We start from the raw sequence: 16,341 nt of genomic DNA on the forward strand, positions 1-16,341 counted from the left end.
GGGTGGTGTGGGCGTGGCCGTGGGTTTCGGCGGTGTCCTGGATGCTGTGGGTGAGGACGGGGTGGGGGCTGGTTTCGATGAAGAGGGTGTGTCCGTCCTCCAGGAGGCGGCGGGTGGTGGTCTCGAATTCGACGGTGGTGCGGAGGTTGTCGTACCAGTACGCGGCGTCCAGGAGGGCATCCGGCGCGAGGAGCCGGCCGGTGACGGTGGAGTAGAAGGCGACGCGGGGGGTCTGCGGCTGGACGGGGGCGAGGATGTCGAGGAGTTGGTCCTTGAGGGTTTCGACGTGGTGGGTGTGGGAGGCGTAGTCCACCGGTATGCGGCGGGCGCGGATGTCGTGGGCCTCGCAGTGGGTGAACATCTCGTCCAGTGCGTCGGCGTCTCCGGCGACCACGGTGGAGTGGGGCCCGTTGACGGTGGCGATGGCGATGCGGCCTTCCCAGCGCTGGATCAGCTCAAGTGCTTGGTCCTTGGGGAGGGGGAGTGAGGTCATTCCGCCGCGTCCGGTGATGGCCGAGAGCGCCTGGGAGCGCAAAGCCACGATCCGGGCCGCGTCCTCCAGCGTGAGAGCCCCCGCGATGTGGGCTGCGGCGATCTCCCCCTGCGAGTGGCCCACCACCGCATCGGGCCTGACGCCAAGGGACTCCCACAACCTCGCCAGGGAGACCATCAACGCGAACAGTGCGGGCTGGACCACGTCCACCCGGTCGAAGCCGGGCGCGCCCTCGGCCTCGTGCAGGACGTCGAGGAGGTTCCAGTCGGTGAACGGGGCAAGTGCCTCGGCGCACTCGTGCAGCGCCCGCGCGAACACGGGGGAGCTGTCCATGAGTTCGACGCCCATGCGGACCCACTGCGAGCCTTGCCCCGGGAAGACGAACACTGTCCTCCCTGGTTGGGTGGTGGCGGTGCCGGTGAGGAGGTGGGGGGCTTCCTGGTCGTCGGCGAGGGCGGTCAATGCGCTGCGGAAGTCGGCGAGGTTGCGGCCGAGGAGGACGGCGCGCTGGTCGAAGGTGGTGCGGGTGGTGGCCAGGGAGTAGCCGATGGCGGCGGGGTCGGGCTCTGGGGTGCGGTCGAGGTGTTGCAGCAGCCGCCGTGCCTGGGCGCGCAGCGCGGCCTCGGACTTCGCCGACAGCAGCCACGGCAACGTCCCATCCGTCCCCACGACCGGCCCCCCGCCGGGCGCCCCCGCGGGTTCCCCGTCCCGCAGCGCATCGGTGACCGGTGCATCGACGACCGGCGCATCGGTGCCCGGCTCGTCGGTGCCCGGCCGCTCGGTGGCCGGGGCCTCCTCGATGATGACGTGGGCGTTGGTGCCGCTGACGCCGAAGGAGGAGACCCCGGCGCGGCGGGGGTGGTCCGTCTCGGGCCACGGCCTGGCCTCGGTCAGCAGCTCCACCGCGCCCGAGGACCAGTCCACGTGCGGGGTCGGCTCGTCCACGTGCAGGGTCTTCGGCAGCACCCCGTGGCGCAGCGCCATGACCATCTTGATGACGCCGCCGACGCCCGCGGCGGCCTGCGAGTGGCCGATGTTCGACTTGAGGGAGCCCAGCCACAGGGGCCGGTCCCCGGGCCGGTCCTTGCCGTACGTGGCGAGAAGCGCCTGCGCCTCGATGGGGTCGCCGAGCGTCGTGCCGGTGCCGTGCGCCTCCACCGCGGTCACCTCGTGTGCCGGGAGGTCCGCCTGGGCGAGGGCCTGGGCGATGACGCGTTCCTGGGAGGGGCCGTTGGGGGCGGTCAGCCCGTTGCTCGCGCCGTCCTGGTTCACCGCGGAGCCGCGCACCACCGCCAGCACCCGGTGCCCGTTGCGGCGCGCGTCCGACAGCCGCTCCAGGAGCAGCACGCCGACGCCCTCGGCCCAGGCCGTGCCGTCGGCCGCCCCGGCGAAGGCCTTCACCCGGCCGTCGGCCGCCAGGCCGCGCTGCCTGCTGAACTCGACGAACATGCCGGGGCTCGCCATGACCGCCACCCCGCCGGCCAGGGCGAGTTCGCACTCGCCGCCCCGCAGCGCCTGGGCGGCCAGGTGCAGCGCCACCAGGGAGGAGGAGCAGGCCGTGTCCACCGTGACCGCGGGGCCCTGGAGGCCGAGCGCGTAGGAGACCCGGCCCGAGGCGACGCTGGCCGTGCTGCCGGTCAGGAGGTAGCCGTCGAAGCCGCCCGCGCCCTGGTGGAGTTGCGGCCCGTAGTCCTGGGTCATGGCGCCGACGAAGACGCCGGTCTGGCTGCCGTGCAGCGTGGCCGGGTCGATGCCGGCCCGCTCGATGGCCTCCCAGGAGACCTCAAGCAGGAGCCGCTGCTGGGGGTCCATCGCCGTGGCCTCGCGTGGGTTGATCCCGAAGAAGGCCGGGTCGAAGTCGGCGGCGCCGGAGAGGAAACCGCCCCTGGTGACGTACGAGGTGCCCGGCTGGTCCGGGTCCGGATGGTAGAGAGCCTCCAGGTTCCAGCCGCGGTCCCCGGGGAACTCCGAGATGGCGTCCACGCCCTCGCTCACCAGGCGCCACAGGCTTTCCGGGCTGTCGACGTCGCCCGGGTAGCGGCAGCCCATGCCGACGATCGCGATGGGCTCGTCCGCGGTCGCCGCCCTGGTCGCGGAGGGCCGGCCGGCCGCCGGGTCGCCCTCGGTGCCGAGGAGTGCGGCGAGCAGGTAGCCGGCCACCGCCGCGGGGGTGGGGTGGTTGAAGAGCAGAGTCGTCGGCAGGCGCAGGCCGGTGGCGTTGCCGAGGCGGTTGCGCAACTCCACCGAGGCGAACGAGTCGAAGCCGAAGTCCTTGAACGAGCGATCGGGATCGATCGTGCTGCTCGTCATGTGGCCGGTGATGACGGCTACTTCGGACCGGATGCGATCGATCAGGAGCTGTTCCCGCTGGCTCGCGGGGGCGTTCCGCAGGCGGGCGACCAGGGTGGGCGCGCCGGTGCCTTCCGCGCCGGCGCCCGGCGCCTCCGCACGGGGGGCCGGGAGGGTGGGCTCCGTGGCGGCGGCGCCCGGCACCGGCTCGGGGGCGTCGATCCAGTGGCGCGTCCGCTGGAAGGCGTACGTCGGCAGGTCGACGGCGCCGGTCCGGGCGTAGAAGCGCCGCCAGTCGAGGCAGGCGTGGGCGTGGGCGACGGCCAGGGAGGTCAGGACACGGTGCCAGCCGCCCTCGTCCCGCCGCAGCGTGCCCGTCACCACCCCGGTACGGCGGCCTGCCTCGCCCTGCGCGTCGATGGTGTCGATGAGGCCGTGGGTGAGGACGGGGTGGGGGCTGGTTTCGATGAAGAGGGTGTGTCCGTCCTCCAGGAGGCGGCGGGTGGTGGTCTCGAACTCGACGGTGGTGCGGAGGTTGTCGTACCAGTAGGCGGCATCCAGGAGGGCATCGGGCGGGAGGGGCCGGCCGGTGACCGTGGAGTAGAAGGCGATGCTTGCGCGGCGGGGGCGCACCGGGGCGAGGAGTTCGAGCAGGTGTGCGCGGATGGTTTCCACGTGGTGGGTGTGGGAGGCGTAGTCCACCGGTATGCGGCGGGCGCGGATGTCGTGTGCCTCGCAGTGGGCGAACATCTCGTCCAGCGCGTCGGCATCCCCCGCGACCACCGTCGACTGCGGCCCGTTCACCGCGGCGATCGCAATACGGCCCTCCCACCGCGCGATCAGTTCCGCCGCCTGCTCCTTGGGGAGGGGCAGTGAGGTCATCCCGCCGCGTCCGGTGATGGCGGACAGGGCCTGGGAGCGCAGGGTCACGATCCGGGCGGCGTCCTCCAGCGTGAGAGCCCCCGCGATGTGGGCGGCGGCGATCTCCCCCTGGGAGTGCCCGACGACCGCGTCGGGGGTGACGCCGAGGGATTCCCACAACCGGGCCAGGGACACCATCAGCGCGAACAGCGCGGGCTGCACCACATCCACCCGGTCGAACCCGGGCGCGCCCTCGGCCTCGCGCAGCACGTCGAGAAGGTTCCAATCGGTGAACGGCGCCAGCGCCTCGGCGCATTCGGTGAGCGCCCGCGCGAACACCGGGGAGCTGTCCATGAGTTCCACGCCCATGCGCACCCACTGGGAGCCCTGCCCCGGGAAGACGAACACCGTGCGGCCCGGCTCGCGCGCGGCCGTGCACTCGACGACCTGGGGTGTCGGCTCCCCCTCGGCCAGCGCGGCGAGCGCCGCCTCGAACTCCTCCCGGTCGCGGCCGAGGACGACCGCCCGGTGGGCGAAGGCCGTCCTGGTGGCGGCGAGCGCGTAGCCGACCGCGGCGGGCGTGAGCCGGGGATGGCGCTCCAGGTGGCCGAGCAGCCGCGCCGCCTGGGCCCGCAGCGCCGCCTCGGAGGCGCCGGACAGCAGCCAGGGCAGCGTGCCGTCCGTGACCACCTCGGGCTCGCCGGCCGGCTCCGCGTCCGAGGGCCGGACGGCCGTCCACTCCCGCAGCACCACGTGGCAGTTGGTGCCGCCCATCCCGAAGGAACTGGTGCCCGCGACCAGCGGCAGCTCCGGGCTCGGCCAGGTGCCCAGGGTCTCCTGCACCCGCAGCCGCAGCCCCGCGAAGTCGATCTCCGGGTTCGGCGTCTCGAAGTTGAGGCTCGGCGGCAGCTCCCGGTGCCAGATGCTCAGCGCCGTCTTCAGCAGGCCCACGATGCCGGCCGCGCCCTCCAGGTGGCCGACGTTCGTCTTCGCCGAGCCGACCACCAGCGGCCGGTCCGCGGGGCGGCCGGCGCCGAGGGCCGCGCCCAGGGCCCTCGCCTCGACGGGGTCCCCCACCCGGGTCCCCGTTCCGTGCAGTTCCACGTACTGCACGTCGGCCGGCCTGGTCCCGGCCCGCTCGTGCGCCCGGCGGATCACCTCCGCCTGCGCCCGCGGGCTGGGCACCGTCAGGCCGCTGGTGGCGCCGTCGTTGTTGACCGCGCTGCCCTGGACGACGCAGTAGACCCGGTCGCCGTCCGCCACCGCCCGCGACAGCGGCTTCAGGGCCACCAGGCCGCCACCCTCGCCCCGCACATAGCCGTTGGCCGCGGCGTCGAACGTGCGGCACAGGCCGTCCGGGGACAGGCCGCCGAACTTCGCCGAGCCGACGGTGCTCTCCGGCGTCAGGGACAGGTTGACGCCGCCCGCCAGCGCGAGGTCGCACTCGCCGCGCCGCAGGCTCTCCACCGCCAGGTGCACCGAGACCAGCGAGGAGGACTGCGCGGCGTCCACCGTCAGGCTCGGTCCGTGCAGCCCCAGGGTGTACGAAAGGCGGTTGGCGATGATGCTGCGGTGCAGGCCGGTCACGGTGTGGCGGGTGATGGCCGAAAGGCCCTGCCGGTAGAGGCGAATCGCGTAGTCGTCCCAGATGGCCCCGACGAAGACGCCTGCGCGCGTTCCCGCCAATTCCGCGGGAATGATTCCCGCGTCCTCCAGCGCCTCCCAGCCGAGTTCCAGCACGAGGCGCTGTTGCGGGTCCATCATCGCGGCTTCCCGGGGGGAAATGCCGAAGAAATCGGAGTCGAATCCGGCGACGTCGTCCAGGAACCCGCCGCGTCGCGTGTTCGCCTTGCCGGGTGCCGACACGTCGGCGTCGAAAAGCTCTTCGGCATTCCAGCGGTCCGGCGGCACCGGCGTGATGCCGCTGCGGCCGCCGCGCAGCAGTTCCCAAAAGGCGGCGGGACTTTCGGCTTGGGGGAGCCGGCAGGACATGCCCACGATCGCGATGGGCTCGTGATGCGTCGAAAGTGCCGTTGCCGCCTCGGGCCTGCTCGTGGTCACGCCGTACCCGCCCCTCGTGTGGGAAAGAAATCAAGAGCATGGGATGGTGCGTCGTCACACCTGGTGGGAAGCGCACTTCTCCTGCGCTCGCGGCTCAGCATCCGAGGGGCGTCTTACGCTCACCTACCCGGTGTCTAAAGTCGCCCTTGGCCCCCCGCCCCGGCCGCGGCCGCCCCCGGGGAGCCCGGCCGATAGGGGCAAGCGGCGGATCGAGCTAGGGGTGTGGCGTACCTAACACCGCGGCCGGCGGCCCGGCGGCACGTCCGCCGATATCGGCGGTTAAAGGCCGGTGTCGGCGCGGCGCACATGGTGTTTCCGTTGCGTACCGGGAAGACGCGGCGGCGTCGTCCGAGGAGGGTGCCGGCGGGGAACGCGGGGGCGTCCCCGCGGGTTACTCTGTGGTTACTTCCGGGCGGTGGTTCGGCGATGGCCCGCCCGGTTCCCTTTTCGCCGGGCATATCCCGGGCCGCTGGCGCACTCTCGCCGAGGCGGGCCCCGCCGCATGTCAACCCCTAGTGACCCCAGCCCTGTTCGCGGCGGCGGCGGGCGGCGCCCCGAGGGCGGCTCGCGACCCCGGTTCCCCGGCAACCGGTTACTACAGTGGCCTCACGTTCAGTCGTCATGGCCGGTAATTCGGACAAAGGGGGAAGACTGATGAGATACAACATGCTGGGGCTTTTGCGGGTCACCAGTGACAAGGGCACCACCTACGTGGGAGCGCGCAAGGTGGAGACACTCCTCGCGGCGCTGCTGATCCGATCCGACCAAGTCGTGGCCAGCAGCCGTCTCAAAGACGAGATCTGGGGAGGCTCCGCCCCGAAGCGGGCCTCGGCCGCCATGCATGTGTACGTGTCGCAGCTGCGGAAGGCGCTCGCCGCAGAACCCGGCAACGAGAGCCCCATCGTGACCCGGCCCCCCGGCTACATGCTGCGCCTGGGGCCCGGCGACGAGCTCGACGTCAGGGAGTTCGAGACCTGGGTGCGGCAGGGGCGTGCCCACCTGGAGAGCGGGCGCCTCGAAGCGGCCTGCGCCTCGCTGAAGGCCGCCCTCGCCATGTGGCGCGGCCCGGCGCTCGTCGGGGTCTCCGGCGGCGCGATGATCGGCGCGTTCGTCGCCTACCTCGAAGACGCCCGCGTCCAGTGCTACGAGATGCTGATCGATGCCCAGCTGGCGATGGGCCGGCACCGGGAGCTGGTGGGGCAGCTCCAGGCGCTGATCAACGACTATCCGCTCAGCGAGGTCTTCTACCGCCAGCTGATGCTCACGCTCTACCGCTCCGAGCGGCAGGCCGAGGCCCTGCGCGTGTACGACGGCGCCCGCCGCGTGCTGCGCGACGAGCTGGGCCTGGAGCCGGGGAAGCCGCTGCGCGATCTGCAGCGGGCCATCCTGCTCGCCGACCCGCGGCTGGATTCCCGCCCCGGGGAGGTCGCGCCCGCGCACCTCACGCCCCGCCCCGCGCCCCGTCTCGACCCGGTCGCCGCCCTGGGCGCCTGAGACGCGAGCGTTAGCATGGTGCCGACGGCGCGTATCGCCCCAGGGCGAACGTGACCCCTCTCACCAGGGAGAACACGAATCGTGTTGCGCACCATGTTCAAGTCCAAGATCCACCGTGCCACGGTGACCGAGGCCGATCTCCACTACGTGGGCTCGGTCACCGTGGACGCCGATCTCATGGACGCCGCCGACCTGCTGCCCGGCGAGCTCGTCCACATCGTGGACATCGACAACGGAAGCCGCCTGGAGACCTACGTCATCGAGGGCGAGCGCGGCTCCGGCGTCATCGGGATCAACGGCGCCGCCGCCCACCTGGTCAAGCCGGGCGACCTCGTCATACTCATCAGCTACGCCCAGGTCGAGGACGCCGAGGCCCGCAGTCTGCGGCCCACCGTCGTGCACGTCGACGCGGCCAACCGCATCCTCGCCCTCGGCAACGACCCCTCCGAGCCGGCGCCCGGCAGCGGCACCACGCGCAGCCCGCTCGCCGCCGCCGGCGGCTGAGCCGCCCGCCGCGCGCCCCCACCAGGCGCCCGGCCCACCGCAACGGCCTGCCGCACCGGCCCTCGTGGCACCGGGCGGCAAGCGCCCACCCATCCGCCCACACCACCGGCCGGCGAAGCCGCCCGGCACGCGCCGGCCCACGGCGAAGGGCCCGGCGTCCGTACCACCCGGACGCCGGGCCCTTCGCGCGTTCACACCCCCCGCGCCAGGCCGGTCAGCCGGCCTGCTCGCTCACGTGCTGGAGCACCTGCTCGGCCTCGTCGTCCAGCCGCGGCCCGGCCAGCCACGTACTCTCCAGCGGGCCGATCGAGTTCACCGAGATCAGCTCCGTCTGCCCGTCCTCCCCGGTCCGCAGCCACGGCCCGCCGGAGGAGCCGCCGGTCATCGTGCAGCCGACCCAGTACAGCACCGGCATGCTCGCGTCGATCGAAAGCCGCGCGGGCGTGCCCGTGCAGCCGTACATCAGCGCCCCGTCGTAGGGGTCGGCCGCCGGGAAGCCGTAGAGGGTCACCTCGCCGAGCCCGGAGACCGCGGGGGCGTCGAAGTCGACCGGCACCGCGCTGCCGACCGTCTCCTCCAGGGACCTGCCGTCGGGAGCCGGGGTCACCGACAGCACCGCGAAGTCGCCGTGCGCCCCGTCCCCGCCCGTCGTGGTCCCGTTGTCCAGCCAGTACTGCGTCGTCGACACGTAGTCGGCCCAGAAGGAACCGAAGGGGGCGACGTCCTCCACGGCGGCCTGCTCGACCTCCAGGGCGCTCAGCCCCTGGGGGTTGTAGGCCGGAACGAAGATGATGTTCCGGTACCAGCCGCCGCCGACACCCGCGTGCACGCAGTGCCCCGCGGTCGCCACCAGGTTCGACTCGCCGGGGTGGTTCGGGTCCGCCACCACCGTGCCCGAGCAGACCATCGGCCCCTCGGGGCTGTCGAAGAACACCTTGCCGACCGCCGGGTTGTTCTCCGTGTACGGCGTCGGCACCGGCTGCGCCTCGATGGGCGCGGGCTCCGGGTCGGTCACGCCGCGGTCGTCCATCGGGTCGTCGCTCTGCGGCGGCGAGGGGTCCTCGTCGATGTCGCCGTCGTCGATCGACTGGTCGGGGTCCTCGGCCTCCCCCATCCGGTCCGGGTCCCACAGGCCCTCGATGATCGGGTTGACGAACTCCCCGATGTCGCGCAGCCAGTGGTCGGAGTCCCAGTCGTCCCAGCCGCCGTTGCGCCACTCGTCGAGGTCGAAGTCGAAGGGCAGATTGTCGATCAGGTCCTGCAGATCCGGGTCCAGACCCGTGCCCTCGCCGTCCCCCGCGGGGGTCTGGTCCTGCCCGCCCTCGGCACCCGTGTCCTCATCGCCGTTGCAGGCGGTGGCCGTGAGTGCGAGACAGGCGGCGAGCGCCGTCGCCGCCAGGCCGACACGGCGGCGTCTGCGCCACCCGCGTATCGATGACATGGGTGAACTCCCCCTCGTTCGGTGCGTTGTGCTGCTGGTCATCATGCCGATTTCGTGTCGTACGTCCTGCACTCCGCCGTAGGGGGAGCTCGTCCCCACTATGCCGGTGACCAACTGGACGGCGGCAGCGGGGTCCGCGGTTCCTGCCGCCCCGGCGAAGAGCGCGCCAACGATCTTGACACAGGCCGTGATCCATGCAGCGCGGCGTCGTTACCAAGCACGGAACAACGCCCTCGCCCGGCGCACCGGGAACCCGCGGGCAACGGACAGGAACCCACAGGGAAGTGATGAACGCACGCCAGGCGGATTCGGGCCGCGCACTCCGGCACCTCACCGGCCCCCAGCACCACCCCCACCGCGGCCCGAAGGAGCAACCGGCCGGGCCCGCCCTGGTGCCCCGGCAGTCCAGGCACGGCGAGCCCGTGCCGCCCCCCGCCGCCCCGCCCGAGGACCCCCCTGCCGCGGCGGCCGGCCCGGCGGAGCACCCCGGCACCGCGGTGGCCGACCCGATCGAGGCCCCCGACGCCGTCGCCGCCGCCGACGCCGCCACCGCGGAAAACCTGCTGCGCTGCTGGGTGCGCGAGACCGGCGTGACGCGCCCCGCCGACGGCATCCTCCGCCTGCCGCTGCCCGCCACGGGCACCGCCCTGCTGATCCCCGTCCACCACTGGTCGGCCACCGGGTGGCACCGCTTCGGCCTGCCCCTCGTCGACGGCCCAGGGCAGCGCCCTGGCGACCGCGCCCCCGTCGACGCCGTCACCCTGGCCGCCCTGCTGGTCCGCGAGGCCGCCCACACCGTCGGTGCGGGCCGCCGCGTCACCGCCGAGGCCACCGACCTCGCCGGCCGGGTCGCCGACTCCGCCCGCCGCACCGCCGCCTTCCTCGCCCACCGCCGCGCCGACCCGGGCCCCGCCCCCCACGGCCACGCCTTCCTCGACGCCGAACAGTCCCTGCTCCTGGGCCACCCCCTGCACCCCACGCCCAAGAGCCGCGAGGGCCTCGCCGGAGAGGACGCCAGGCGCTGCTCGCCCGAACTGCGCGGCACCTTCCGGCTGCACTGGTTCGCGGTCGACCGGTCGATCCTCGCGACCGACTCCGCCTGGCGGGATGCGCACGGCGCCCCCGTGCCCGCCTGGGAACTCACCGCCCGCCTCGCCGGCGCGGACCTGCCGCTGCCCGCCGGCACCGTCCCGCTGCCCCTCCACCCCTGGCAGGCCCGCGACCTGCGGCACCGCCCCACCGTCTCCGGCCTCCTGGAGGCGGGGCTGCTCCACGACCTGGGCGAGCACGGCAAGCCCTGGCACCCCACCTCCTCGCTGCGCACCGTGCACCAGCCGGGCGCCCCCGCCATGCTGAAGCTCTCCCTCGGCCTGCGCGTCACCAACTCCCGCCGGGAAAACCTCCGCAAGGAACTCCACCGCGGCGTCGAGGTGCACCGCCTGCTGTCCGCGGGACTCGGCGCCGCCTGGCGCGCCGCCTTCCCCGGCAGCCCCGGCTGCGACATCCTGCGCGACCCGGCCTGGCTCGCCGTCGACGACACCGAGGGCCGCCCCGTCCCCGGCCTGGACACCCTGCTGCGGGAAAGCCCCTTCGGCCCGCGCGAGGACGCCGCCTGCCTCGCCGCCCTCACCGCCCCCAGGCCCTGGCCAGGACGCCCCGCCCAGCGCCTCACCCCCCGCCTCGCCGAACTGGTCACCGCGCTCGCCGCCCGCACCGGGCAGCCCACCTCGGCCGTCGCCGCCCAGTGGCTGTGGCGCTACCTGCACGCCGTCGTCGCCCCCTTCCTCTGGCTCGACGCGCACGCCGGCATCGCCCTGGAGGCCCACCAGCAGAACACCGTGGTCCTCCTCGACCCCGAAGGCTGGCCCAGCGGCGGCCGCTTCCGCGACAACCAGGGCTACTACTTCCGCGCCTCCCACCGCGCGGCCCTGCAACGGCGGCTGCCCGGAATCGGCGAACGCTCGGACACCTTCGTCTCCGACGAGGTCGCGGACGAACGCTTCGCCTACTACCTCGGCCTCAACAACGTCCTCGGCCTCATCGGCGCGTTCGGCGCGGCACGTCTCACGGAGGAGGAGAAGCTGCTCGCCACCCTCCGCCGCTTCCTCACCGGCCAGGCCGCGGCCGCGGACGGCGGCCCGGTGTCCTCCCTCGTCCCCCGCCTCCTCCACGCGCCCACCCTGCGCTGCAAGGCCAACCTGCTGACCCGGCTCCACGGCCTGGACGAACTCGTCGGCCCCGTCGACGGCCAGTCCGTCTACGTCACCATCCCCAACCCCCTGGCCCGCTGAGCCCGTCCGGGGACGGGCAGGGCAGCGCAACGGAACCCCACCGGAAGGAAACGGAAGACGTGCAGGCCGCCGAGACCGCGGACGACCCCGGCGCCCGGGGCACGCCAGGCACCCGGTCCCCCGAACCCGCCGGGCACCCCGGAGACCCCCGGAACCCGGGGAACCCGGCGGACCTCGAAGACACCGCCGACCTGTCCCCTTTCCCCGGCCTCGCCGGCGCCCCCGCCGGGTACGCCGCCCCCGCCGGGTACGGCGCCCCCTGCCCCCTCCCGGCGGACAGCGGCGACCTGCTCGACCGCCTCGCCGACTGGGGCCCCCTGCCCACCCAGGCCGGGGTGTTCCAGCTGGTGCCCGTCCGGCCGGAACGCGACCTCTCGCTCGTCGCGACCTGGATGAACGACCCGGTCGTCGACGCCTTCTGGAACCTCGCGGGCCCCGCCTCCCGCACCGCCGCCCACCTGCGGGCCCAACTCGAAGGCGACGGACGCAGCATCCCCTGCCTCGGCCTCCTCGACGGCCTCCCGATGAGCTACTGGGAGATCTACCGCGCCGACCTCGATCCCCTCGCCCGCTACTACCCCTCCCGCCTCCACGACACCGGCCTGCACCTCCTCATCGGCAGCGCCGAGGATCGCGGCCGCGGCCTGGGCAGCGCCCTGCTGCGCGGCGTCACCGCGCTCGTGCTGCGCCACCGCCCACGCTGCGAACGCGTCGTCGCCGAACCCGACATCCGCAACCACGCCTCCGTCGCCGCCTTCCGCGCCGCGGGCTTCCGCCACGCGGGCCAGGCCGACCTGCCCCACAAACGCGCCGCCCTCCTCCTCAGGGAACGCTGACTCCGGCCCCCGCCCGCGCTCTCCCCTCGGGCCCCGGTCACTCGTACGGGCGGAGATCAGGCCGCCCGCGCCCCACGGGCCCCGCCCCTGAAGGCCCCTTCCCGGCCCCTCGCCCCGCCGGCCTCCGCCGCTGCCACCCGGCCCGTGGACTGGCCGGGAACATCGCCCGCTGTCAGTGGCGCCGCGTAAGGTGTCAGCCCTATGACTGCCACCTCGGGGGAGCCCACCCTCACCGATCTCCTGCATGCCGCCGTCACCGCCGTGGGCGGCAGCGAACGGCCCGGACAGGTCGCCATGGCCGAGGCCGTCGCCCGGGCCATCGAGGACGGCACCCACGTGCTGATCCAGGCGGGCACCGGCACCGGCAAGTCCCTGGGATACCTGGTCCCGGCCCTCGCCGGCGGCGACCGCGTCGTCGTCGCCACCGCGACGCTCGCCCTCCAGCGGCAGCTCGTCGAGCGGGACCTGCCGCGCACCGTGAAGGCGCTCCACCCCCTGCTGCGCCGCACCCCCGAGTTCGCCACCCTCAAGGGCAGGTCCAACTACCTGTGCCTGCACCGCCTGCACGAGGGCGTGCCCCAGGAAGAGGAAGACGGCCTCTTCGACCCGTTCGAGGCGATCGCCGCCCAGCCCTCAGGGCCGAGCAGCCGCCTCGGCAAGGACCTGCTGCGGCTGCGCGACTGGGCGGACGAGACCGAGACGGGCGACCGGGACGACCTGAGCCCGGGCGTCTCGGACCGCGCCTGGGCCCAGGTGTCCGTGTCCTCCAGGGAATGCCTCGGCGCCTCCAAGTGCGCCTACGGCGCCGAGTGCTTCGCCGAGGCCGCGCGGGAACGCGCCAAGCTCGCCGAGGTCATCGTCACCAACCACGCCCTGCTCGCCATCGACGCCATCGAAGGCGCCCCCGTGCTGCCAGGCCACGAGGTCCTCGTCATCGACGAGGCCCACGAACTGGTCTCCCGGGTCACCGGCGTGGCCACGGGCGAGCTCAGCCCCGCCTCCGTGAACCGGGCCGTCCGCCGCGCCGCCAAGCTGGTCGACGAGAAGATCGCCGACCAGCTCCAGACCGCCTCCGAGTCCTTCGAACGCCTCATGGAGCTCGCCCTGCCCGGGCAGCTGACCAAGATCCCCGAAGACCTGGGGTACGCGCTGGCCGCCCTGCGGGACGCCGCCCGCGCCGCCATCACCGCGCTCGGAAACACCCGGGACGCCTCGGTGGCCGACGAGGACGCGGTGCGCAAGCAGGCGCTGGCCTCGGTGGAGACCGTGCAGGAAGTGGCGGAGCGGATCGTCCAGGGCTCCGAGTACGACGTCGTCTGGTTCGAGCGGCACGACCGGTACGGCGCCTCGCTGCGCGTCGCCCCCCTCACGGTGGCCGGGCTGCTGCGGGAGAAGCTCTTCACCGACCGCTCGGTCGTCCTCACCTCCGCCACGCTGAAGCTCGGCGGCGACTTCAACGGCGTCGGAGCCTCCCTCGGCCTGGCCCCCGAAGGCACGCACGGGGAGGACTCGCCGCCCTGGCGCGGCCTCGACGTCGGCTCCCCCTTCGACTACCGCAAGCAGGGCATCCTCTACGTCGCCCAGCACCTCTCCCCGCCCGGCCGCGAGGGCAGCCGCGCCGACATGCTCGACGAGCTGGCGGAGCTCGTGGAGGCGGCCGGAGGCCGAACGCTGGGGCTGTTCTCCTCGATGCGCGGCGCGCAGGCCGCGGCCGAGGAACTGCGCGGGCGCCTCGACCTGCCGATCCTCCTCCAGGGCGAGGAGACGCTCGGCGAGCTGATCCGCGCCTTCGCCGAGGACGCCGAGACCTGCCTGTTCGGCACCCTCTCCCTGTGGCAGGGCGTGGATGTGCCAGGCTCCAGCTGCCAGTTGGTCGTGATGGACCGCATCCCCTTCCCGCGCCCCGACGACCCGCTCACCAGCGCCAGGCAGAAGGCGGTCGAGGAGGCGGGGGGCAACGGCTTCATGGCGGTCGCCGCGACGCACGCCGCGCTGCTGATGGCCCAGGGCGCCGGGCGCCTGGTGCGGGCCACGGGGGACCGCGGAGTCGTGGCGGTGCTCGACCCCCGGCTGGCCAAGGCCAGGTACGGGAGCTTCCTGCGCGCCTCGATGCCCGACTTCTGGTACACGACCGATCGGAACCAGGTCCGCCGCTCCCTCGCGGCGATCGACGCGGCAGCGCGGGAGGCCGCCGCGTCGTGAGAAGCGTGCGGAGGAACGGCGGGACGCCACGGCCGGGCCGGCGAGCGCCCCGCGGCCCGGCCGGCTCAGACCCGGCGCATCACGGCGACGACCTTGCCGAGGATCGTCGCCTCGTCGCCGGGGATCGGGCGGTAGGCCGAGTTGTGCGGGAGCAGCCAGACCTGGCCGTCCTCGCGCCGGAAGCGCTTCACCGTCGCCTCGCCGTCGAGCATGGCCGCGACGATGTCGCCGTTCTCCGCCACGGGCTGGCGGCGGACGGTGACCCAGTCCCCGTCGCAGATGGCGGCCTCGATCATCGAGTCGCCGACGACCTTCAGCACGAACAGCTCGCCGTCGCCGACCAGCTGCCGCGGCAGCGGGAAGACGTCCTCCACCGACTCCTCGGCGAGGATCGGGCCACCGGCGGCGATCCGGCCGACGAGCGGGACGTAGGAGGCGGCGGGCTTGCCCGCGGTGTCCGCGGCCTGGGGCGTCGGCGTCTCGGCCCCCCGGACCTCGTAGGCGCGCGGCCGGTGCGGGTCCCGGCGCAGGAATCCCTTGCGCTCCAGGGCCATCAGCTGGTGCGCGACCGAGGAGGTGCTGGAGAGCCCCACCGCCTGGCCGATCTCGCGCATCGACGGAGGGTAGCCGCGGCGCTGCACGGAGTCGCGGATGACCTCGATGACGCGGCGCTGGCGGTCGGTGAGCCCCGAGCTGTCGGCCCTGATCCCGGGGGGGCGGCCGGGCATCGAGCGGCCTGGCGTCGCTCCTGGCGCGGCCATCCGTTCCTGGCGGCGCTCGGCGGCGGTGACGGCGTCGTCTGCTGCGGTGGTCATGTCGGCCCCTTCCCAGGTGGTACTCCCTAGTCAGACAACGGTAGTTGCTATCGAAAGGTTGCGCCAAACACACGTTCGAGTGAAAAATCGCTGATCAGCCAACGTGACCGGCGATCTCGGTGTATGTGTCCCGCCTCTCGTGGAGGGGTGGCCGCGCGCGGTTACCCGCGGTGCGATAGCGTCGGCGGGCGCCGCCCCGGCGGTCCGTCCCGCTCCGCCGCCCGGCCCTCGCGTCCGCGGCACTCCGCGGCGTCGGGGACCCTCCCGGCTACCGTCGGCATTCCCGCAGCTTACCCCCGGTCACCCCTAGATCTAGTGGGTCGGTGCGACACGACTTCCCACAAATTGTGGTCCCGGCTCGTCCTCGGCGAGGGAATCGCCTATGCTGGGGAGCGCTCCGGAGGTCCGTTGTGCGTGGCCCGCCGGTGCGGCGCGGCCGTCCCTTCGTCTCCTGAAGGCGAACACGCTGCGTCACCGAACACGCGTGAGCCGTGGACCGTCGCGGATGGCCGAGGGGAAGGGAGAAGCGATGTACTGCCCCTTCTGCAGGCATCCCGACAGCCGCGTCGTCGACAGCCGGGTGGCCGACGACGGCACGACGATCCGCCGCCGCAGGCAGTGCCCGAACTGCTCCCGCCGGTTCACGACCGTCGAGACCGCCTCACTCATGGTGATCAAGCGGAGCGGCGTCACCGAGCCGTTCAGCCGGGACAAGGTCATCGCCGGCGTCCGCAAGGCGTGCCAGGGCCGTCCCGTCACCGAGGACGCCCTCGCCCTGCTGGGGCAGCGCGTCGAGGAGGCCGTGCGCGCCACGGGCAGCGCCGAGCTCTCCACCCACGACGTCGGCCTGGCGATACTCGGCCCGCTCCGCGAGCTCGACCTCGTCGCCTACCTCAGGTTCGCCTCCGTCTACCGGGCGTTCGACTCGCTGGAGGACTTCGAGGCGGCGATCGCCGAGCTGCGCGAACGGGAGCGGCCCCCCGCGGAGGCCGAGCCCGCCCCCGGCGGCCAGGCCGCCGGCGCGCGCTGACCTGGAGGGCCGGCAGCCCACACA

The 16,341-nt window shown here is 73.7% G+C and carries 9 protein-coding genes; 6 read left to right on the forward strand and 3 right to left on the reverse strand.

Annotation, left to right across the window (positions count from 1 at the left end; genetic code table 11):
- Positions 1-5,635, reverse strand: a 5,635-nt coding sequence (locus D7294_RS26125) for a type I polyketide synthase (protein ID WP_120684178.1), incomplete at its 3' end; no start/stop codon positions are given.
- 723 nt (positions 5,636-6,358) lie between these two features.
- Here D7294_RS26125 and D7294_RS26130 point away from each other — a divergent pair.
- Positions 6,359-7,198 carry an AfsR/SARP family transcriptional regulator gene (locus D7294_RS26130; protein WP_120684011.1) on the forward strand — a complete coding sequence of 280 codons (840 nt, stop codon included), beginning with the start codon at positions 6,359-6,361 and terminating at the stop codon, positions 7,196-7,198.
- Positions 7,199-7,279: 81 nt separating this feature from the next.
- Entirely contained in the window at positions 7,280-7,702 is a 423-nt protein-coding gene (gene panD / locus D7294_RS26135; protein WP_120684013.1) for an aspartate 1-decarboxylase, read from the forward strand.
- A gap of 214 nt (positions 7,703-7,916) precedes the next feature.
- On the opposite strand, the gene D7294_RS26140 is transcribed toward panD, so the two are convergent.
- Entirely contained in the window at positions 7,917-9,143 is a 1,227-nt protein-coding gene (locus D7294_RS26140; RefSeq protein ID WP_120684015.1) for a trypsin-like serine peptidase, read from the reverse strand.
- Positions 9,144-9,430: 287 nt separating this feature from the next.
- Here D7294_RS26140 and D7294_RS26145 point away from each other — a divergent pair, with 287 nt between their 5' ends.
- From D7294_RS26145 to D7294_RS26155, 3 genes are all read left to right on the forward strand, one after another.
- On the forward strand, positions 9,431-11,434 hold the full coding sequence (locus D7294_RS26145; protein WP_120684017.1) for an IucA/IucC family protein: 2,004 nt from the start codon (positions 9,431-9,433) through the stop codon (positions 11,432-11,434).
- Between the two features lie 59 nt (positions 11,435-11,493).
- Positions 11,494-12,270, forward strand: a complete 777-nt coding sequence (locus D7294_RS26150; protein ID WP_120684018.1) for a GNAT family N-acetyltransferase — start codon at positions 11,494-11,496, stop codon at positions 12,268-12,270.
- 201 nt (positions 12,271-12,471) lie between these two features.
- Positions 12,472-14,472, forward strand: coding sequence for an ATP-dependent DNA helicase (locus D7294_RS26155; RefSeq protein WP_120684020.1), 2,001 nt, complete (start codon positions 12,472-12,474; stop codon positions 14,470-14,472).
- 65 nt (positions 14,473-14,537) lie between these two features.
- Here D7294_RS26155 and lexA read toward each other — a convergent pair whose 3' ends face one another.
- Positions 14,538-15,287 (reverse strand): transcriptional repressor LexA, encoded by a 750-nt coding sequence (gene lexA / locus D7294_RS26160; RefSeq protein WP_120684022.1) that lies wholly within the window; start codon positions 15,285-15,287, stop codon positions 14,538-14,540.
- A gap of 529 nt (positions 15,288-15,816) precedes the next feature.
- On the opposite strand from lexA, the gene nrdR reads away from it, so the two are divergent.
- Positions 15,817-16,317, forward strand: coding sequence for a transcriptional regulator NrdR (nrdR, locus tag D7294_RS26165; RefSeq protein WP_120684023.1), 501 nt, complete (start codon positions 15,817-15,819; stop codon positions 16,315-16,317).
- The last annotated feature ends 24 nt before the right edge of the window (positions 16,318-16,341 follow it).

The sequence above is a fragment of the Streptomyces hoynatensis genome (assembly GCF_003626535.1).
Taxonomy (GTDB): Bacteria; Actinomycetota; Actinomycetes; order Streptomycetales; family Streptomycetaceae; genus Streptomyces; species Streptomyces hoynatensis.